We start from the raw sequence: 19544 nt of genomic DNA, 5'->3' as shown, positions 1-19544 counted from the left end.
AAATTACTTTCAAAACAACAGGTTATTTTATTAATGGTTATTACAGTATTAAAAAAGAAGTTGAGCCTCTTTTAGGTGACACTGACTTAGCTTATGATTGCTCTGGTGTTATTAGTACAGATTGTTTTGCATCACCTAAGTGGCGTCATACGTCTAACATAAATTATCTTCGTGATGATTGGCGTGTTGGTATGAAATGGCGTTATTACGGAGCGGTTGATTATGAAGGCGCCGCAGATGTTTCATTAATTGATAATGATGGTATTGGTTCATATAGTTTTATTGATGTATCAGGTAGCTACTCATTTACTGAGTACCTTACTTTCACTGGTGGTATAAACAATATTTTTGATAAAGAACCTCCAATGGTAGGTAATACAGTTGCATCGAATGCAAATAATGTAGCTGGCTTTTATGACACATTAGGTCGATTTGTTCATGTAAGCTTTAACTTGAAGTTCTAACATAAAATAAAATTAATTATTAAAAAGCCCATAGTTATACTATGGGCTTTTTTTATGTAGATGTATTTAATTGGTGTTTTTTTAGGTGGAATTTAGTAACACCGTTGTAAGTGAATGTGAACAAAAGGGCTTTTAAAGTTAAACAACTGTTGACCTTATGGTTCGATTGATACTATTATTCTATTCAAAATAGGTTACATAGCATTTACTGCTGTCCTATTTTTTATTAAAACAACGAAAAAATAAAATAGTATTCTTGGGAGAATCAAATGTTAAATAATCAAGTTTCAAAAGCTGTTCGCTTAGCGATTGCTTTTGGTGCAGCATCTACAGCTATCTTTTCTGCAAACTCGATGGCTGCTGACGAAGGTGTTGAAAAAGTAGAGCGTATTCAAGTTACCGGTTCACGCATAAAGCGAACTGATATTGAAACAACTGTACCAATTACATCAATTGGCCGAAGCGATATCATTCAAATGGGCGCATTGAATGTAGCCGATGTATTGAATCAGTCACCGGTTACTATTGCTGGCTCAAACCAATCAAATAGTGCATTTGGTACTACGGGTGTGGGCTTAAATACTACGTCGCTACGTAATTTAGGTTCTTCAAGAACATTAGTGTTAACGGTCGTCGCTTTGTATCAGGTGTTTCACCTTCAAGTGGTTACGCAGTTGATTTAAACGCAATTCCAGCATCAATGATTGAGAGAATTGATATTCTTAAAAGTGCTTCTTCAGCAGTTTATGGTTCAGATGCTGTTGCAGGTGTTGAGGTTAATGCTCAAACAGGTATTTCAGATGAATCCGATCGTGAAAAATACTCTTTAAACCTTACGGCTGGTAATACATGGGATTCAGGTAGTGTTACAATTGCGGCTGGATATGATGACGATAAAGGCCTTAAATCATCTGACCGTAATTTCTCTAAATATGACCAAGCTATATTTTTGAACGATGAAGGTGGTGAATATGTAGGTGTTCAAAACTCTTCATACCCACCTCAAGGCCGTGTAGGCTCATATAATGCAGATGGTACACCATATGTAGGTGATGAGAATTCATTCAATCGTGCTTCTTACAGACAGTTAGTGACTCCGCTTGAGCGTAAATACGCAGCAGTTAACTTTAAACAAGATATTTCAGATAGTGTTCACTCTTTCACTGAAGTAAACTGGAATTCATCTAAAACATACAACTCGACTATTGAACCTACTCCTTTTACTACGGATGATGTATATCTACCTTCACGTGGTGGCGTTGGTGGTATTAAGCTGGGAAGCCCTCTAGTTCCAGATCTTTTACGTCAAAATTTAATGTCTGATAATCCTGATTTGACAATGGATGATAATATTCCAACGTTAGTTCGCCGCATGGTTGAGTTTGGTGCTCGCTCAACAGATTTAGAGCGCGATACTATTCGTATTGCGACAGGTATAGATTGGGAAATTAATGATAACTGGCTTTTAAACTCATATATATCATGGGGTAAAACTGACCAGCGCCAAGAAAATGGTGGTCAAATAAATGTTGAACGTGCTGCAAATGCATTAGATGTATATACTAATGCAGAAGGTAACGTTCAATGTTCTAATGATTTAGCAGTACTTCAAGGGTGTGTGCCTTTAGATTTGTTCGGTGCAGGAACTTTGTCTGATGAAGCCGTTGCATATGTAAGATCACCTGCAAAATCTCAAGGTCAAGTTGAGCAATTTATATTTTCAACAACCCTTTCTGGTGAATTACCAATTGAGTTAGATGGTGGTATGGTTGGGCTAGCTGTTGGTGCAGAACATCGTCTTGAAAAAGGTTCATACTCTCCAGGTGATTTAGCGCAAACTGGTGCTTCAAGTACAAATAAATCTGATCCTACCAATGGTAGCTTCTACACTAACGATGTTTTTGTTGAGACTGTTTTACCAGTTTTAGAAAATGTTGAACTAGATTTAGCCGCGCGCTATTCAGATCATGAAATTGTTGGTGGACAAACAACATGGAATGCAGGTGTGCAATACTCTCCTACAGATACAGTAAAATTAAGAGCATCAGCAGCGAGAGCTATTAGAACTCCAAATATTGCTGACTTATTCGGTGGTAGAGGCGAAACATTTGCAGGTGTTGCAGATCCTTGTGATGCAATCACTGCATCATCAACAGGTAATGTAGCGGCTAACTGTCTTTCTATCGCTTCAGTAGCTAATAGAGTTGCTAGTGAAGGCGCATTCAATTTAACAACTATTGAACGTCAGAGCACTGGTGGTTATATTGGTGGCAATGAAGAGGTAAAAGAAGAAACATCTGATTCATTTAGTGTTGGCGCTATTTGGCAAGTAACGGATGAGTTCTCATTAACGCTTGACTACTATGATATAGCTGTAGATGACGCTATTGCTACCACTGGTAGAACAACTGTATTGAACCGATGCTACGGTGTTGATCCATCTGACTTCGATGCTACATGTGGTGGGGCAATACGTGATACAAGAGGTGCTTTGACAGAAGTTAGTTCTGGTACAAGTAATGAAAATGATTTAAGCACAAAAGGTTTAGATATAGAGTTAAGTTATAAGCAAGAATTTGCTTACGGGCAATTATCAGCTGACTTGATATGGAATCATTTGTATGAGTATGTTGAAACATCAATTGAATCTGGTGAAGAGATTGATTACAGGGGTGAGGTATTAACTCCTACTAATCGTGCAAATTTAAATTTAGGCTATGCAGTTGATGACTTTGCAGTATCATGGCGCATGAAGTACTGGGCTAGCTCAAATGATAGTAATATTGAAGGAAATCAAAACTTCTCAACGGGCGCTCCGTTAGATAAGTTTAATCGTTTCCCGACTGTTATTTATCATGACCTATCAGGTACTTATAACATCACAGATGGAACAGATGTTACTTTATCAGTTAGAAATGTTTTCGATAAGCAACCTCCTGTAGCAAACCAAAGTTCAGTAAGTGGAGCATCAGGTATAAACACTGTTGGTGAAGCTTATGACGTAACTGGTCGTTACTTCCAATTGAGTTTTACTACTAAATTCTAATTGTTATTTATATAAGAATGATAAAAACCGCGATTTTAATCGCGGTTTTTTTATGAATAAATTTTATATACTTTAATAAATTATGTGCCGTAGTTATTTTTGGAAAATACCCTTATACTTAAAAAGAATATTTAAATAAGTCCAATCATATAATTTAGCGAGATATAAATGAAAGAAGTCCGATCTTTTATTAAAACAGCATCATTAACAGAGCTTGAAAAAGCTCAACAGCTTATCAATGATGCAATTTCAAAATATACCCAGCAGCAAAAAGCGAAACAGGAAGTTTTGGATCTTTTAAAAGAAAAAGGACTTACGCTAGAAGATTTACAAGATGGAGCATCTGACAAGCGTACTAAAGTTAAGCCTAAGTACCGTATGGATCTTAATGGTGAAACTATAGAATGGACAGGCCGTGGCCGTCGTCCTAAAGCGTTTGAAGGTGTTGAGCTTGAAAAGTTTTTAGCTTAAAGCTAAATATAAGAGAAGCTTCGGCTTCTCTTTTTTGTTTACCTCTCAATAAAATATAATTAAAGTCTAAATGTCATAGCAGTAATTTGCTAAAATCCCCTTATTAAAATCTATTTGTTTTCCCATGAGCTATAAACTAAGACCTTACCAACAAGAAGCCGTAGAACGTACCGTTTTACACTTTAGAAAAACCAATGATCCCGCAGTGATAGTATTACCTACTGGTGCGGGTAAAAGTTTGGTAATTGCTGAGCTTGCGCGTATAGCTAAACAAAAAATATTAGTACTGGCGCATGTTAAAGAGTTAGTAGAGCAAAACTCACAAAAGTATAAAAGCTTTGGGCTTGAGGCGAGTATATTTTCCGCAGGACTCAAAGAGAAGTCGTTAATCCACCAAGTTACTTTTGCCAGTGTGCAGTCGTTATCGCGTAATCTAAATAAACTTAATGAGCACTACTCATTACTTATTATTGATGAGTGTCACAGAGTAAATGGCGAAAAGAAAAGCCAATACGGAAAAGTTATTAATGCACTTAAATCTCACAACCCTGAATTAAAAGTATTAGGTTTAACCGCGACGCCTTACCGATTAGGGCTAGGCTGGATTTATCAGCATCATTACCATGGCTTTGTGCGTGGCAATAAAGAGAGTCCATTTAAAAGCTGTATTTTTGAATTACCGCTGCGCTATATGATCAAACATAACTATTTAACGCCCCCTAAAGAGGTTGATGCTGCGATTAGCCATTATGACTTTTCATCTTTAACTAGCAATGCATTTGGACAATATAGCAATGAGGATATGAATGCGCTGTTAAAAAAATCGACCCGAGCAACTCAAACAATTTTACAACAGGTTATACAATACAGTGAAAATCGTTACGGCGTGATGATTTTTGCAGCTACGGTTATGCATGCACAAGAGATAATGACTTATCTACCAGAGGATCACAGTGCGCTGATCACGGGGGATACCCCGAATAGCGAACGCGATAAAATAATAAAGCAGTTCAAAGCTAAACAGTTAAAATATTTAGTAAATATATCAGTATTGACGACGGGCTTTGATGCTCCCCATGTTGATTTTATAGCTATTTTACGCCCAACGGAGTCAGTAAGTTTATACCAGCAAATTGTCGGTCGAGGCTTGAGGTTGGCAGAAGGTAAAAACGATTGTTTAGTGATTGACTATGCGGGTAATGGCTTTGACTTATTCTACCCAGAGGTTGGAGATAAAAAAGGCGATAGTGATAATGAACCTGTGCAGGTACTTTGCCCAGGTTGTGGGTTTGCGAATATATTTTGGGGTAAAACAGACTCCACTGGAAAAGTAATAGAGCACTTTGGCAGGCGTTGCCAAGGCCTGTTAGAAGATGATGAAGGTAGAAAAGAGCAGTGCGATTATCGTTTTAGGTTTAAAGAATGTGAGCAGTGCGGCGCCCAAAATGACATTGCGGCACGTAAATGCCATGATTGCGGCGCGGTAATGGCCGACCCTGATGATAAGTTACGTAATGCATTAAACTTAAAAGACGCACTTGTGCTTCGATGTAGTGGGTTATCGGTTACTCAAATTAAAGATGAACTTATTAAAGTAACGTATTTTGATGAAGATGGCGCAAGTTGCGATGAGGTATATAATCTCGCAAATAAAGGCGGGCAATTTATATTTAATAAGCAATTTGGTCTACGAGTAGGGCTTGGACAAACACCTATTAATTTTAAAACTGCAGCGCAAGTAGTAAGCGCACAATTTGAATTAGTACCACCAGATTTTGTTATTGCACGAAAAAGCAAAAAGTATGGTTGGAAAGTGGCTGATAAGCTATTTGACTATAAAGGTAACTTTAGAAAAGCAAATCAGTTAAGCCGCTAAGCTTAACTGACAGGATATTTTAAACGAAAGGTAATTAAGCTTCTTCACCGTCCATTAATCCCCAGCCGTCGCCGTAGCCATTAAAGCTATTAGCAATGCTTTCAATGTATTGCTCTGCTTGGCCTAGAAGGGTGTGCTCTGGCACCATTTGTACTTGAGTGATTACTTCCCAAACGCCAGTGTCTTTACATTTTTCAAGTTCGGCATTTTGAACTAATGCATCAGAGACTATTTCCTTAGCAAATTTTTCAGCATCGGCTTCTTGTTCAAATAAAATAAAAAAATCGACTTGGTGCATTTTATTTAAATCAATGCCAGCAGCGGCTATTTCGGCTAAAAGTTGGCCGTTATCATCATCAGGGAATTGCATTAAAAACTCATTTAAAATTAATTTTGTATTCGTAAGCACTATTGTAACTAAAATATTGTCTTAACGCGTACTAATTTTAATTATGCTGATACTTATTCAAAGTTAAATTTACGCGTTAGATTGCCAATAAGTTAATGTGTTGCTCATTATGGCTATGCTAGTATGCTTTTAATTCGTCAATTGTATATTTAAGATATTAAAAGTAAGGATATTTACTTGTTTATTAAGTTTTTACGTTGCATGTGTGTTGTGAGCGCTTTAATTGCGGCAAATAGCTATGCGGAAGAAAAAGTCATAGAAGATTACGAAATTGAAGGGTTAAGTGGCGATTTAGAAAATAACGTCGCACTTTACCTTAAGCAATTAATTGGTGAAAAACCCACTCGTACACTTCGCCGTTATGCTCAAAAACAAGTACAAAATAGCATCAAAGCACTTGGCTATTATAGCCCGACCGTCGAGGTTATTTATGATAAAGACGACAGCGAGCTAATTGTTAAAGTTGAACGGGGGCCTGCAACTCGCATAGAAGCAATTAATATTACGCTAAATGGAGAGGGTCAAAGCGATACTCAATTACAGGCATTGATTAAAAGCAATCACTTAAAGCAAGGTGATGTTTTAAATCATGGTAGATACGATTCTGCTCATAAAAAAATAGAATCTATGCTACTAGAGCTTGGTTATTTTGATGCTAAGTGGCCGGCGCGCAAATTAGAAGTGTCGCTTAAAAAAAATAGTGCAGTTATTACTTTTGTAATTGATACTGGGGTTAGATATCAGTTTGGTGATATAAAAATAGCTAGTAATACGCCTGCTGAAAAATACATACGCTCGCTTGCGCCTTTTACTCAGGGTCAACCTTATAAATCAACACATATTGCTGACTATAATTTGGATTTATCAAGCACCCCTTATTTTGCAAGCGTGCGCGTTTACGCCGATATTGCTGCGCGTAAAAATGGCCAAGTACCTATTAAGGTAGATGTGTTGCACAAGCCTGCAAATAGCTATGAAATTGGCGGCGGTTTTAGTACTGACTTAGGGCCCAAAGTGCGTTTTAAATGGAGTAAACCGTGGATAACAGAAGACGGCCATTATCTCGAAACTAATTTAAATGTGGCGCAAAAGCAGCAAGATATTTCCATGGCTTATACCATTCCAGTTGATGATCCGAATGATGATTTATGGCGTTTTTCTGTCGGATATAAATTAGAGGATGAACTAACAAACGATACCTACAGTGAAATACTCACGGGGCAAATTCAGCGCCAATGGTTAACCGAAAATAAGTGGGTGCGTACTGCATTTTTACGCCGCGACCAAGAAACCTACCGCATCGGTGATGAGGAGGAAGAAAGCACAGAAATGTTAATGCCGGGCATTAGCTACGCCCGCAAAAAATCAAAAGGCGGCACGACTCCATACTGGGGAGAGCAGTGGCTTATATCTGCTGAGTTTGGCTTAGATGATGTGCTTTCGAGTACTAATCTGATTAGGGTACAAATGCAACATGCGTGGTTACGTACTTACTTAGATAAGCATTTAGTGTTTTTAAAAGCAAATGTTGGTGCAATGCTTGTTGATGATATTGAAAACGTACCTTACTCACTGCGCTTTTATGCAGGTGGCGATCAAAGTGTTCGTGGTTTTGCGTATCAATCAATATCGCCAGAAAATGATGATGGCGACCTCATCGGTGGTAAATACTTACTAACCAGTACAATAGAGTACAACTATCAGTTTGCTCAAAACTGGCGCGCAGCTTTGTTTGTTGACGGTGGTACTGCGACGAATGATTTTTCTGATGATTTTGAAGTAGGCGCTGGTTTTGGTTTTCGCTATTTAACACCCGTTGGCCCAGTGCGTATAGACCACGCTTGGGGATTAACAAAAGAAAGTAAAAGCACACGTTTAAGTATTACCATAGGGCCAGAAATTTAATGTCAGTATTAAAAAAGATAACAGCCGCCGTAAGTGCTATTTTTGTCACGTTAGTTGTTGCACTATTTTGTTTGTTATTTACCGCACCCGGTAATCAATTTATTGCTTATAGTGCAAACAAAGCGGTAGATGGGCTACATATTGAAATTAAAGATGGCCGCTTTATTTATAATGATGCCTTTAATGTGCACTTTACTAACAATGGGCTGGATTTTAATGCTCAACAATTGAAAATTGATTTGTTTTGGTGGCAGTGCGATGGAATTTGTATAGATAACTTAAGTGCTAAATCTATAAATTTAACATTACCAAAAACTGCAGAGTCACAAGAAGAAGCCCCGATAGAGCCGCTTGAAAAAATCAGCTTACCTTTTAATATTGCTGTAAAAAACATTGCGATCAATAAATTTACTCTAGAGCACCCAAGTGCAAACGTAAGCGTTAATCACTTTAAACTCTCAGCAAAAGCAGAGGGTTCAAAGCTGACGGTTAAAAGCCTGAATATTCCCACCATACTTGTTGCTTTAAAAGAGCAAGAACAAGATGCGAAAACACAAACGGCGCAAAATACTCAAGCGCCTTTAACGCACCTACCCGCATTACCTAATATAGAATTTACTTCACCACTTGATTTAGTTGTTGAAGACTTTGAAATAGCTAACATTACGATTGAGCAAAACGAAGCCCAACATGTTATTGAAAACATCTCGCTGCAATTAAGTGTGGAAGATGCGGTTATTAATTTAGAGTCATTCTCAGCAAAGTATGAACAGTGGCAGCTTAATACGCATCTTAACGCTGAGCTTGCAGGGAATTTGCCCGTGAAAGGGGATGTTGTTTTACAAAGCGACGAGCACCAAGCCAATTTGCAGTTGAATGGTGACTTGTCAAATCTAAACTTAAATTTAGAAACGCAGGGGCAATATCCACTTAGTTTAACGGCAACGGCAGATTTAAAGCAAAAAAACTATCCGTTTGAGTTAAATGGCAAAATTAAACAGTGGCTTATTGATGCACAAAGTAATGAGCTTAAAGTGCGAAATGTAAGCCTCAATGCACAAGGTAATGCCGACGATTACCAGCTTAGCCTACAGGGGAATAGCCAATTAGGCGCGTACCCAGCTGTTGACTTAAATACCCAATTAAAAGGCAGTCTCACCAAAGCAACTTTACAAGCGCTAAGCATTAAAGCAAACGAAAGCAGTGCAACTATAAAAGCCAATGTTGATTGGCAAAAAGGCATACAGGCTAACTTTAATGGCACGCTTGCTAACTTAAAAGCGCAGTACTTAACTGATGCCGCTACCAGTGATATTTCGGGACAGTTTAAAGGCTCGTTTAATGCAGCTGACGACAAGTGGCAGCTGCAAATGAATAATACAAAGTTAAACGGATTACTTAACGACGTGCCACTAGAATTTGCCTCGAACTTTAAGCTCGACAACACGTTAAAAGCTAATATTGATAGTTTTTATTTAAGTAGCGGCACCAATAAATTAGCACTAAGCGGGCAAGTTGATGACACTTGGCAGGTTGATGGCAAAGTAACGCTAAAAAGTGATGAAAAAGCTAATATTCCATTTACTGCTGACGGCAACGCAAATTTAAAGGTAAGGGGGGAAAGGTTAACGCCCTCTGTTGATTTAGCGCTAATACTCGATCGCTTTATTTTTGATGAAATAAACATTAATAAATTATCAGTAAAGGGGCAGTTAGATACCGCAGCCGATTGGCAAACTGATGTTTCGGTAAGTGTTGGTTCGGCGCTTGTAGCCGAACAGCAAATTAATAGCGTTAAAATTGATATTAGCGGCGACAAAACAGATCATCAACTTACGGCATCTGTAGATGCTGAGCAAGGCAGTGTAGAGCTTGAAGTTAATGGCAAAATTAATAATACCACTTGGAATGGCGAGCTTAGTAATGTAATGCTCAGCGATAAAAAGCTTAGTTTTAGTAATACTAAAAATATTGCCATTATGGTTAATACGCAAAGTGGCGACTTTGATGTAAGTTCACATTGTTGGGCATCTGAGCAAAGTAAATTGTGCATAGACACCTTAGCGCAGTCAAAAAACCTCGGTCAGCTAAATGCTAAACTAAGCAATTTAGCTCTTGAGGAGCTTAAGCACTTTTTACCTAATAGCATTCGTACTCGCGGTAATATAGCGGGCGATGTTGCACTTAATTGGCAAAGCGGTGCGCTTAAAACATTACGCGCAAATATCGATTCTAGCGACTTAGAAGCGGTGCTTACCTCGGAAGAAGATCGTTTTAAATTACCAATCGAAACTCTAACTGTTAGTGCATTTTCAGACTCTCAAGTTGGCAAGCTTGAAGCTAATTTAGAATCAAGTGTGCTTGGTAAAATAATCACACAAATTGATATTGACGACATACAAAATACGCAAGCGCTTAACGGCACTATTAATATTGATAAAATACTCCTTTCAGACTTACAACCATTTCTTGAAACCCTCGAGCAGTTAAAAGGTGATATTAGCGGAAAAGTCGCGTTAGCAGGTACGTTAAAAGATCCATTATTAAATGGCGAGCTTAATGTGAGCGATATTAGTTTAGAGGGCGAGCAATTACCTATAGCGCTGCAAAAATCAAATATAAACGTATTGTTTGATAAAACAACAGCCACAATAAAAGGCAACTTAAACGACAATCAGGGCGGTAAAATAAATCTCACCGGTGACGTTGATTGGCAAGGTGCGCAACCTGCTGTAAATGTGGCGGTAGTTGGCGAGCAGTTTTATGTACGTGCGCAGCAAGGGGTTACTTTTAAAGTATCGCCGGATTTAAAAATAGGCTTGGCTAATAATGCACTCAAGCTTGCTGGTGAGGTAGTTGTGCCTTACGGTCGTATAATGATTGAAGAGCTCCCAGAGGGCGCAGTGCAAGTTAGCGATGATGAAATTATTGTTGATCAAAAAACCGAGGCCACCGAAACAGTTCCGTTTGATTACGACATAGATTTAAAAGTGATTGTTAAAAACGATGTAAAAGTAGAATCGTTTGGCTTGGAATCAAAAGTTGCGGGTGATTTAGCGATAAAAATAAGTCAAGGTGCACCAATTATAGCCACAGGTGAGCTTAACTTAATTGAAGGTACTTACTTAGCCTTTGGGCAAGATTTAATAATCAGCACCGGGCAAGTAGGTTTTAGCGGTTCAATTGAACAACCATTTTTAAATATTAAAGCAATACGTAACCCAGATACGACTGCAAATGGTGTCATTGCAGGGGTTACGCTTACGGGTAATGTTGAACAACCAACGCTTAAAATATTTTCTGAGCCTGCGATGGATCAAGCACAAGCACTCGCATATTTACTTAATGGCCAACCTTTAGGCGATGGAGAAAGTTCGTCAAGCGATGCTATGCTCACACAGTTATTACTTTCTCAAGGGGTTAGCCGCAGCGAAGGGGTTGTTTCTAAGGTAGGTGAAACCTTTGGGTTGTCAGATGTAAGTTTAAGCTCATCAGGTAGTGGTGATAGTACCAAAGTAGAAATATCAGGATACGTAGCACCCAGTTTGCAAGTTAAATATAGCGTGGGTGTATTTGATTCGCTCAGTGAAGTGGCTGTGCGTTATCAGTTACTTTCACAGTTATACATAGAAATAACAAGCGGCCTATATCAAAATGTTGATGTGCTATATAAGTTTGATTGGGAATAACCAAAACTATAATAATTATAAGGATATAAGCGATGAGGAAAATTATATTGCCAGCTCTGCTTAGTGTTTTATTGAGCGGTTGTGCTCAACAACTAGGTGATGATTTTGCTAAACAAGAGCTACCTTTATTGAGCGCGAGTGAGGTAATTGCTAGTGCAACAGATAATGACTGGCGAGTAGTGGATGCTCAAAATATTTTAAAGGTAACGCTGCCAACGGGCGATGCGTATATTGAACTTAATGAACAGCTTGCCCCAAAGCACGCTCAAAACATTAAAAAGTTAGCGCGAGAAGGGTTTTATAAAAACACCAGCGTTTATCGGTTTGTTGAGGGTTTTGTAGCGCAAGGTGGCGACAGTTCGGGTAAAAAGTTAATTAAAACTGCAGATAAAACAGTTCCAGCTGAGTTTTATTTAACAACAAACAAACCACTTTTAATTACTGAGCTAAATGGCGACGGATATGCACCAGTTACCGGCTTTTTAAACGGCTTTGCAGTAGCTCAAAACTCAGCACATACGCAAACATGGCAAGTGCATTGTAGTGGCGTGTTTGCCATGGCGCGCGACAACGATAAAAATAGTGCGAGTACGGAGTTTTTTGTAACAATAGGGCAAGGCCCGCGCTACCTTGATAAAAATATTACGGTGTTTGGTCGATTGCTCGAAGGTATAGAGCATTTTAACCGTTTAGCTCGCACACCAAGTGAAGGTAAAGCATTTAACCCAATTACCAATATACAAGTACTTGGTGATGTACAAAGCGATAAAAGTATATTTAAAGTGATGAAAACAAACTCACCGGTGTTTAAAAACTTAATAAATGCTCGTAAAAACCGTGTTGAACCATGGTTTGTTAAAGCACATAACTACGTTGATGTGTGTGGTATGCCCATACCCACTAAGCGCGAAGTTAATTAAAGAATGTAAAAAGGAGCCTAGGCTTAATGCCGATCAGTTAAGAAAATGACCGGTTGACCGATCCAAACGATCATGCAAAATCCGTAGTTAGGAAATTAACTACGGATTTTTTTTGTGAATATAGAACAAGCACTGCAAGCAACACTTGAAGAAAGCAGCCGATACCATACCTTTGAAAAATTATCAGAAATTCTTGACCCTGAAATCATTGAACAAGGCTTTCAACAAGCTGGGATTGCAACCGTTCGTAAGCGAAGGTTACCGCTTGAGGCTGTTTTGTGGTCAGTTATTGGCATGGCATTGTTTCGAAAAGAATCAGTTTGGAATATCGCTAATAAGCTAGATATCATGTTACCTGGCAAGAACCCACTCGTTGCTCCAAGTGCGATGGTACAGGCGAGACAAAGGTTAGGTGATGATTCCGTTAAACACGTTTTCAATAAATCTGCTCAATCAATGTATAAGCAACAGTCATTCGAAACATGGAATGGTTTGAACCTATTAGCTGTTGACGGTGTTGTGTGGCGAACAGCCGACACGCCTGATAACCGTAAAGCCTTCTCTTCTGGTAGCAACCAATACGGTGATACAGCCTTTCCTCAAATACGCATGGTCTGTCATATGGAATTGACCAGCCATCAACTTCTCAGTAGCGAGTTTGATAACTATAAAACCAACGAGATGAAATTAGCTGAGCGTTTAATTGAACGTACACCAGATAATTCACTGACTATGTTTGATAAAGGATATTATTCTTTAGGCCTGTTAAATCGTTGGCACCAAACTGGGAAGATGAGGCACTGGCTGATACCAGCAAGGCCCGACTTACAGTATGAAATCATCTCCAGCGCGGGTAAAAATGACCATATCATTGAATTGAAAACCACAAAGCATGCACAAAAAAACTTTCCCGATGTTCCTGAAACGATTAAAGCGAGATTAATCAGCAAAACAATAAAGGGCAAAAGCTACCGTATATTAACCTCGATGACGGATAGATTGCGTTATCCAGGTAATGAAATTGTTGAATTATATTGTCATCGTTGGGAGATAGAACTTGGGTTTAGAGAAATCAAACAAACCATGCTTGATAGCGCATACCATTTAAGAAGTAAGCGTCCAGACATGGTGCGTCAGGAGCTATGGGGCGTGTTACTCGCCTATAATTTAATACGAAGAATAATGACGATGGCGGCGACAGTTACAGGGATATGGCCTAACCAGCTTAGTTTCTCTAGCAGTTCGATGGCTGTCATTCAGTATTTCTCGTCAGTATCTATAATGAGCCCAGGGAACATTCCAATACACTGGCAGCACTTACTCAATACACTGGTCTTATTTAAGCTTCCAGCTAGACGAGAGGATAGAAGATATCCCCGATGGGCTGAGGGATCCCCACTTTATCCTGCGGCCTCTTTTTCGTAATTCAAAATAAAGTTTTTTAAACTTTTTTCTATATAGCTTTGTGTAATACGTCTCTTACATAGCTTTATGACTTGCTTGGCTAAGGTTAAAAATGAAAGAACTCGGCGATTCTTAACGCTATTTGCTTGAAATTTTATATGCCACTTTCTTTTTTCTGCTTCACACCCTATAAACCATAACGCAGTGCTCGCTATTGTGGCTATCAAGCATAATATTCCTATTCTATTTATGCCGGTGCTTTTACTAAAACGCCACGAAAAACCATATCTCAAACTTTTGTCATCGCGGAAATTTTGCTCTATTTGCATTCTTTTACTATATAAACCAACTACTCGCTTACTCGTCATTGTATTGTCTGATGTCGCGAGTAACCATGGCTCTTTAGCTAAGTTTTGATACATTTTTGTATCTTTCGTAAATCTGCTTTTTCCTTTTCTTCCTTTATTTTTTCCATGATATACGTGTAAAAATGCATCGCATGCTGTCGGGCTGGACTGAGTTAGTCGTGCTTGACCTAACGCCTTAGGTATATCGCTGGCACCAGTCCTAAGTTGTTTTAATGTATGCCATTGTGATTGCATGGCTAGTTTACACTTCATTGAGCCTCTTAATCGACCTATCATATGCCAACCAAGTTCGCGTACTTTACTATACCAAGGCGTAAGAAAGCCGCCGTCTGTTACAATATAGACACTAGGATGTCGTCCAAGCACTTCATAAAGTTCATCTAAAAACAGGCTGTTGGTTGCTGGGCTATCAAAATCCTTCTGCTCAACAATCATGTTATAAATCACGATAGAGCGCCCATCCACAAGTAAGCTTGCTCGCAGTAAGTGATAGTCGTGACCACAGGCACCGCTCCAGTCAACGGCAATTGCAAGCATGGGTAAAGAGTCAATAATAGGATGAGCTAATGCTTCATAGATAGCGACCCTTTCATTGTAGAGGTGAGTATTTTTTAAGAAGCGATCAACGCGTTTTATTTTATGTTTTACATCCACAGCGCCAGACAAATTTCTGCCGATTTCAGTTAAGGTAAGTTTATTGCCCGAAATTAATGCATTACTGCAGCTTAGTAATGTTTTTACTCTGGCATTATTGAATGGCGCTAATGCATGTTTAAAGTACTTATGGCAAACTGATGTCTCAGGCATAGCAGTTGTGACTTATGTGGGTTGTGGTGATTTACATAAGATCATAAATTGCTGTGCCTGTCACGTTTTGGGGATTCGTCAGCCCGATGGGTTAAGCCAAAACCATCTAAGTATCCCCATAAAAAGAAAGATGCCAGTCAGCTTAACTGACTGGCATTAGCCTCAAGGCTCCTTTTTTAATACGAGGGTCTGTTGAACTTTGCGGATTGAAATTTGTTCAATCTAGGAGCTATTTAATCGCGGCGCGAGGTTTGTAACCTAGTGGGCTAAGTAAAAACCGAGTAACAAAGAGTGAATAGCCCCTAGGCAGAACCCTTTGGGCAACTCCTGTTTGGCATTAATGCTACGTTATCGCCTATTTATGGGGAACAACCACACTACTTAGGCTCTGCCTTGCCTAAATACCAAACAGGCTGCTGCAAATTTAACCTTGAAAGGTCAACAGACCCTAATATTCCAGTTTAAAACAACCTACTGACGATTAATTTTAACTGCAAATGGCGTATCGTTATAATGCGTAGAGCGATACGGGTTTATATCAAGCCCACCGCGACGAGTGTAACGCGCGTAAACCTCTAACTCTTTAATATTAAGTTGTGTTGTTAAATCGCTATAAATACGCTCAACACACTGCTCATGAAATTCGTTATGCGTTCTGAACGAAATTAAATAACGCAGTAACGATTCGCGGCATATTTGCTCGCCTGTGTATCGTATAATCACACTTGCCCAGTCAGGCTGAGAGGTAATTAAACAGTTCGACTTAAGTAAATGGCTATAGAGCGTTTCTGTTACTACGTTATCACTTTTTGCTTTAAGTGAATTAGCATCAATATCGTAATTATTAATCTCAATATCTAAGTCATCAATACATTCACCTGGCAGCGCCGTACACGGTAAGCAATTGTAATCATCAGGATTATATAAAGTCACTTTGACAGTGCTGTTAACCGCGTTTGATAAATCATCAATTAAATGCTGTTTTACTATATCAATGCTTTCAAATCGGGTTTGGTTAAAGCTATTTAAATAAAGTTTAAACGACTTTGACTCAATAATATGGCTGCTTTGGCATTCAAAGGTAAATAAGGCTACGGCAACTTGCGGTTTACCTTTATTGTTTAGCCATGAAAGCTCGTAACCAGTCCAAATGTCTTGGCCTTTAAATGGAAGCTCTGCTTCGTCAATATTTAAAGCATCACGATTTAGTTTGCGCGCAATAGGGAAAAGCAAGCTTGGCGTGTACACATCTACATACTCAGTAGATTGGCCTAATACGCTACCTTTAAGGTCTGGAGAATTGCTGTAATCTGTCATGTTTGCTCTTAAATAGTTACAATAGGGACATTATATCTAATTTAAATGAGTTTCACAGTATGTCTGTTGCATTGCTTATAGAACAACTTCATCAAACATTTAGCGAAAATATCCTGAAAAACACTACAAAGTACCCACTTATTGCGCATGACGAGCAATGGCCAAGCCCATGTGAAGTTGGTGAGGTTGACGAGCAAGGAAACATTCAATGGCAGGGCGCGCGTCAGCAACCTGCAGGTTCGCTTAATGATTTAGCCAGCGCACTTGAGCTTGATTTCCCAAAAGAGCTTAGCGAGCTATACGGACATATGTACGGTGGAAGTATTTTAGCAAGTATTGATGGGCATCAGGTTGAATTACTACAAGCATGGAACGAAGAAGACTTTAATTTGCTACAGCAAAATATAACGGGCCACGTTTTAATGAAACGCAAGCTCAAGCAGCCAGAAACAGTATTTATTGGTTTAACAGATCAAGATGATTTACTAGTAAGTGTATTGGTGCACACTGGTGAAGTATGTTTAGAGTTTGTCGGCAAAAAAACACACCATGCACTAGCGCCTAACATTAATGTTTTTTTAAAGGCATTAGAGGTTTAGAGTCTATTCAACAATCAGCTCGGCGCAGCTAGCACCAAGCTATTGTTGCTCATTAATTTAGTGTAATTACTGAAAATCCCACGATATATTAGACACTAAGCCACATGGCTCACACCTAAAGTCGAATAACCCAAACCACGATTCAGGTAATTTCCAGTCGCCATTACAACTAGGGCATTTTCGTTCAAGTTCAGACGCTTTATCTACGCCGCCTACACGGTATAAATAATAATAGGTTGGCTTTTTAGTTAAAAAACTAATTCGCTTTGTTATGTCTTTTCCGCGTCTATATAGGTCGCTTTGAATACTCGATATTTCTTCAAGCGCCGGAAACTCACAACGGGTTGCGCCATTAATTTGAATTTGATCGCAGGCTTGCCAATCTTCTTGCCATTTTATAAGCGTTTTATAGTCACCATTAGCAATTGCCGGAATACGAAATAGCGGCACAGGCAAAAAGTCATCACCACAATAAAGCGGACTGCACGTATGCACATAGGTTGTATATAAAATATAACTTGATGGTTCTTTGCAGCAATCAGCGCCGTTGGAGTGAATATCTTGTCCAATCACTTTTACTTTTGGCGCAAGTAGCCCAGCACTATGTAATTTTTCGATACTGTGCTTAACAAACGGGCTGTTATTTAGCGGGTGCATTGCATCTTCAGTAGGGCACATTACGCGGGTAATAAAAAATCCATCTTTTAAAACGGTTGGAAATTCTTCCCCCATTATTTGACCATTAAAACGCAGTGCATTTACTAAGCGATTTATTGCTTGTTCGGCTTGTTCTAGGGTGGTGTCTTGGTAGCAATCAAAAGTTAAATCAACAACGAACATTTATAGTCTCAAATTATTTTTGTTCTAGCAGCGCAAGAAGTTTATCGAGTTTTTGCTCAATTCTATCTAATTGACTTGTTTTAAGCTCAGTACTATCTGACTGCTGTGGGTTTCTCATGAAGTTATTAATTGAATCAGGATTGTTTTTATATTGGCTTACTGCTGCAATAATCATCGGCATTGGAACCGGTTGCGCCAAACGGCTTTTAGTTAGTGCTACAGTAGGGGTTTTGCCTTCATCAAGAAGGGCTTTGATTGCATCAAATACAACTGAATTCATTAGATATATAACTCTTTAATAAAATAAATACGCAGCATATAAATGCTGCGCAGATGCTATGTTAGCAATAAATAAGGGAGGGTACATTAAATAAAATTACTTACTTTGACGAATGCGTACATCTAACTCGTCAATTACTTCACTCCAATCTCCGTCTTGTGCAAGGGATTCAGCTAAAAAGTGCTGTTGTGCCTCATCCCAAAAAGAAGCTTCTTGGAGTAATGTTGTGTCTTTTAATTCATGTGAGGCAATAAATGCATCTATTTGCTCATCACTATTTGGTAATCCAAGCTGTGCAAAAAGTGTGTTAATGTCGTGTTTTGTCGTATCCATGATATTGCTCCTTTAAATGAATGAAAATTCATACTAGTACCTAACTGTACCTCCTGCTAGTTAAACTCTCGCTGAATTTACGGTTAATAATTTTAGGTATATAGTTAGGTATAAAGTTAAACAGCCTATAGCTAAAATAATAGAGGAAATACAATGAGTGTAACCACACCAGCTGAGACGTTCAGCGTACAGTATTTAGCCGCAGAAGATATTAGCACTGCAGCGAGCCTAATTTATCAGGCTTATCATGACGATCCTGTATTACAAAACATGCTTAGCTACAATGACGAAAATAAATCAGTATATGAAAAAAAATTACGATCATTAATTCGCGAAGAGCTCAGTAGTTTTTGGCAAGAAAAACAGCCACTAATTGGTTTATACCGTAACGATAAATTAAAAGCAGTAGCGTGTGTATTTGAATCCAATAGCCAATTACAAGCGCAGCGTTATTGGCACTGGCGTTTAAAATTAATGCTGAGTGCTGGCTACTTACAAACAAATCAATTAATAGATAAAGAACAAACGATTAGAGATGCCCTTAAACAAAAGGGCAATTATTACTTTTTAGCTTTTATTGCCGTAGATCCGCATTTTCATGGGCAAGGCTTTGGTCGTTACTTGCTACGCGGGCTTGATGACTTAGTTAAATGTAACGCTGAGTCAACAGGGATGGCTGTATTTGTAACACGTAAAGAGCACATTGAATTTTTTAAAACTGAAAAGTTTGAAGCATTTAAACAGCTTACTTTTAACCAAGTAGAGGGCGAGTTACTGTTTAAATAAATACTTGAGCCAACTATTTAAAATTTTTAT

General features: G+C 38.7%; 17 protein-coding genes. 11 read left to right on the top strand and 6 right to left on the bottom strand.

Annotated features, from left to right (window positions below):
- Nucleotides 1-2: 2 nt before the first annotated feature.
- The 5 genes from ABX891_RS12620 to radD all read left to right on the top strand — a co-directional run bounded on the left by ABX891_RS12620 (nucleotide 3) and on the right by radD (nucleotide 5857).
- Nucleotides 3-464: a TonB-dependent receptor domain-containing protein gene (locus ABX891_RS12620; protein WP_354630140.1), complete on the top strand. Its 462-nt coding sequence runs from the start codon at nucleotides 3-5 to the stop codon at nucleotides 462-464.
- 269 nt (nucleotides 465-733) lie between these two features.
- Nucleotides 734-1147, top strand: a complete 414-nt coding sequence (locus ABX891_RS12615) for a hypothetical protein (RefSeq protein ID WP_354629655.1) — start codon at nucleotides 734-736, stop codon at nucleotides 1145-1147.
- On the top strand, nucleotides 1081-3510 hold the full coding sequence (locus ABX891_RS12610) for a TonB-dependent receptor domain-containing protein (protein WP_354630139.1): 2430 nt from the start codon (nucleotides 1081-1083) through the stop codon (nucleotides 3508-3510). Before ABX891_RS12615 ends, ABX891_RS12610 begins: the two co-directional genes overlap by 67 nt.
- A 168-nt stretch (nucleotides 3511-3678) precedes the next feature.
- Nucleotides 3679-3981: an H-NS histone family protein gene (locus ABX891_RS12605; RefSeq protein ID WP_354629654.1), complete on the top strand. Its 303-nt coding sequence runs from the start codon at nucleotides 3679-3681 to the stop codon at nucleotides 3979-3981.
- 124 nt (nucleotides 3982-4105) lie between these two features.
- A complete protein-coding gene (gene radD / locus ABX891_RS12600) occupies nucleotides 4106-5857 on the top strand; it encodes a DNA repair helicase RadD (RefSeq protein WP_354629653.1) in 1752 nt (583 codons plus the stop codon).
- Nucleotides 5858-5891: 34 nt separating this feature from the next.
- On the opposite strand, the gene ABX891_RS12595 is transcribed toward radD, so the two are convergent.
- Nucleotides 5892-6227, bottom strand: coding sequence for a ribonuclease E inhibitor RraB (locus tag ABX891_RS12595; RefSeq protein WP_165725436.1), 336 nt, complete (start codon nucleotides 6225-6227; stop codon nucleotides 5892-5894).
- A 216-nt stretch (nucleotides 6228-6443) separates the two neighbouring features.
- Between ABX891_RS12595 and ABX891_RS12590 the strand changes: the two genes are divergently transcribed.
- From ABX891_RS12590 to ABX891_RS12575, 4 genes are all read left to right on the top strand, one after another.
- Nucleotides 6444-8171: an autotransporter assembly complex protein TamA gene (locus ABX891_RS12590; protein WP_354629652.1), complete on the top strand. Its 1728-nt coding sequence runs from the start codon at nucleotides 6444-6446 to the stop codon at nucleotides 8169-8171.
- Nucleotides 8171-11860, top strand: coding sequence for an autotransporter assembly complex protein TamB (gene tamB, locus ABX891_RS12585; protein WP_354629651.1), 3690 nt, complete (start codon nucleotides 8171-8173; stop codon nucleotides 11858-11860). The genes ABX891_RS12590 and tamB overlap by 1 nt, the downstream gene beginning before the upstream one ends.
- Nucleotides 11861-11892: 32 nt before the next feature.
- On the top strand, nucleotides 11893-12780 hold the full coding sequence (locus ABX891_RS12580; RefSeq protein WP_354629650.1) for a peptidylprolyl isomerase: 888 nt from the start codon (nucleotides 11893-11895) through the stop codon (nucleotides 12778-12780).
- A 114-nt stretch (nucleotides 12781-12894) separates the two neighbouring features.
- Complete coding sequence (locus ABX891_RS12575; protein WP_354629160.1) at nucleotides 12895-14205, top strand: IS4 family transposase; 1311 nt, start codon at nucleotides 12895-12897, stop codon at nucleotides 14203-14205.
- On the opposite strand, the gene ABX891_RS12570 is transcribed toward ABX891_RS12575, so the two are convergent.
- Nucleotides 14181-15359, bottom strand: coding sequence for an IS4 family transposase (locus ABX891_RS12570; RefSeq protein WP_354629161.1), 1179 nt, complete (start codon nucleotides 15357-15359; stop codon nucleotides 14181-14183). The genes ABX891_RS12575 and ABX891_RS12570 overlap by 25 nt on opposite strands.
- A 471-nt stretch (nucleotides 15360-15830) precedes the next feature.
- Nucleotides 15831-16676 carry an NADPH-dependent 7-cyano-7-deazaguanine reductase QueF gene (gene queF / locus ABX891_RS12565; RefSeq protein ID WP_010553687.1) on the bottom strand — a complete coding sequence of 282 codons (846 nt, stop codon included), beginning with the start codon at nucleotides 16674-16676 and terminating at the stop codon, nucleotides 15831-15833.
- A gap of 59 nt (nucleotides 16677-16735) precedes the next feature.
- Between queF and syd the strand changes: the two genes are divergently transcribed.
- Nucleotides 16736-17275, top strand: coding sequence for a SecY-interacting protein (gene syd / locus ABX891_RS12560; RefSeq protein ID WP_354629649.1), 540 nt, complete (start codon nucleotides 16736-16738; stop codon nucleotides 17273-17275).
- A gap of 66 nt (nucleotides 17276-17341) precedes the next feature.
- On the opposite strand, the gene ABX891_RS12555 is transcribed toward syd, so the two are convergent.
- The 3 genes from ABX891_RS12555 to ABX891_RS12545 all read right to left on the bottom strand — a co-directional run bounded on the left by ABX891_RS12555 (nucleotide 17342) and on the right by ABX891_RS12545 (nucleotide 18728).
- Entirely contained in the window at nucleotides 17342-18115 is a 774-nt protein-coding gene (locus ABX891_RS12555; RefSeq protein WP_002958242.1) for a Zn-ribbon-containing protein, read from the bottom strand.
- 13 nt (nucleotides 18116-18128) lie between these two features.
- Nucleotides 18129-18395, bottom strand: a complete 267-nt coding sequence (locus ABX891_RS12550) for a hypothetical protein (protein WP_010553684.1) — start codon at nucleotides 18393-18395, stop codon at nucleotides 18129-18131.
- Nucleotides 18396-18491: 96 nt separating this feature from the next.
- Nucleotides 18492-18728: a DUF2789 domain-containing protein gene (locus tag ABX891_RS12545; protein WP_149591909.1), complete on the bottom strand. Its 237-nt coding sequence runs from the start codon at nucleotides 18726-18728 to the stop codon at nucleotides 18492-18494.
- A gap of 153 nt (nucleotides 18729-18881) precedes the next feature.
- On the opposite strand from ABX891_RS12545, the gene ABX891_RS12540 reads away from it, so the two are divergent.
- On the top strand, nucleotides 18882-19514 hold the full coding sequence (locus tag ABX891_RS12540) for a GNAT family N-acetyltransferase (RefSeq protein WP_354629648.1): 633 nt from the start codon (nucleotides 18882-18884) through the stop codon (nucleotides 19512-19514).
- Nucleotides 19515-19544: the final 30 nt, after the last annotated feature.

Source organism: Pseudoalteromonas sp. NCIMB 1079 (assembly GCF_040567695.1).
Lineage (GTDB): Bacteria > Pseudomonadota > Gammaproteobacteria > Enterobacterales > Alteromonadaceae > Pseudoalteromonas > Pseudoalteromonas distincta.
This window is presented reverse-complemented; position numbering and strand designations above follow the sequence as displayed.

Bases quoted from the DNA above. Each gene is read 5' to 3' on its own strand.
- ABX891_RS12605 (WP_354629654.1), top strand. From the start codon at position 3,679: ATGAAAGAAGTCCGATCTTTTATTAAAACAGCATCATTAACAGAGCTT.
- ABX891_RS12540 (WP_354629648.1), top strand. From the start codon at position 18,882: ATGAGTGTAACCACACCAGCTGAGACGTTCAGCGTACAGTATTTAGCC.
- ABX891_RS12580 (WP_354629650.1), top strand. From the start codon at position 11,893: ATGAGGAAAATTATATTGCCAGCTCTGCTTAGTGTTTTATTGAGCGGT.
- tamB (WP_354629651.1), top strand. From the start codon at position 8,171: ATGTCAGTATTAAAAAAGATAACAGCCGCCGTAAGTGCTATTTTTGTC.
- syd (WP_354629649.1), top strand. From the start codon at position 16,736: ATGTCTGTTGCATTGCTTATAGAACAACTTCATCAAACATTTAGCGAA.
- ABX891_RS12555 (WP_002958242.1), bottom strand. From the start codon at position 18,115: ATGTTCGTTGTTGATTTAACTTTTGATTGCTACCAAGACACCACCCTA.
- ABX891_RS12570 (WP_354629161.1), bottom strand. From the start codon at position 15,359: ATGCCTGAGACATCAGTTTGCCATAAGTACTTTAAACATGCATTAGCG.
- queF (WP_010553687.1), bottom strand. From the start codon at position 16,676: ATGACAGATTACAGCAATTCTCCAGACCTTAAAGGTAGCGTATTAGGC.
- ABX891_RS12550 (WP_010553684.1), bottom strand. From the start codon at position 18,395: ATGAATTCAGTTGTATTTGATGCAATCAAAGCCCTTCTTGATGAAGGC.
- ABX891_RS12595 (WP_165725436.1), bottom strand. From the start codon at position 6,227: ATGCAATTCCCTGATGATGATAACGGCCAACTTTTAGCCGAAATAGCC.
- radD (WP_354629653.1), top strand. From the start codon at position 4,106: ATGAGCTATAAACTAAGACCTTACCAACAAGAAGCCGTAGAACGTACC.
- ABX891_RS12545 (WP_149591909.1), bottom strand. From the start codon at position 18,728: ATGGATACGACAAAACACGACATTAACACACTTTTTGCACAGCTTGGA.
- ABX891_RS12615 (WP_354629655.1), top strand. From the start codon at position 734: ATGTTAAATAATCAAGTTTCAAAAGCTGTTCGCTTAGCGATTGCTTTT.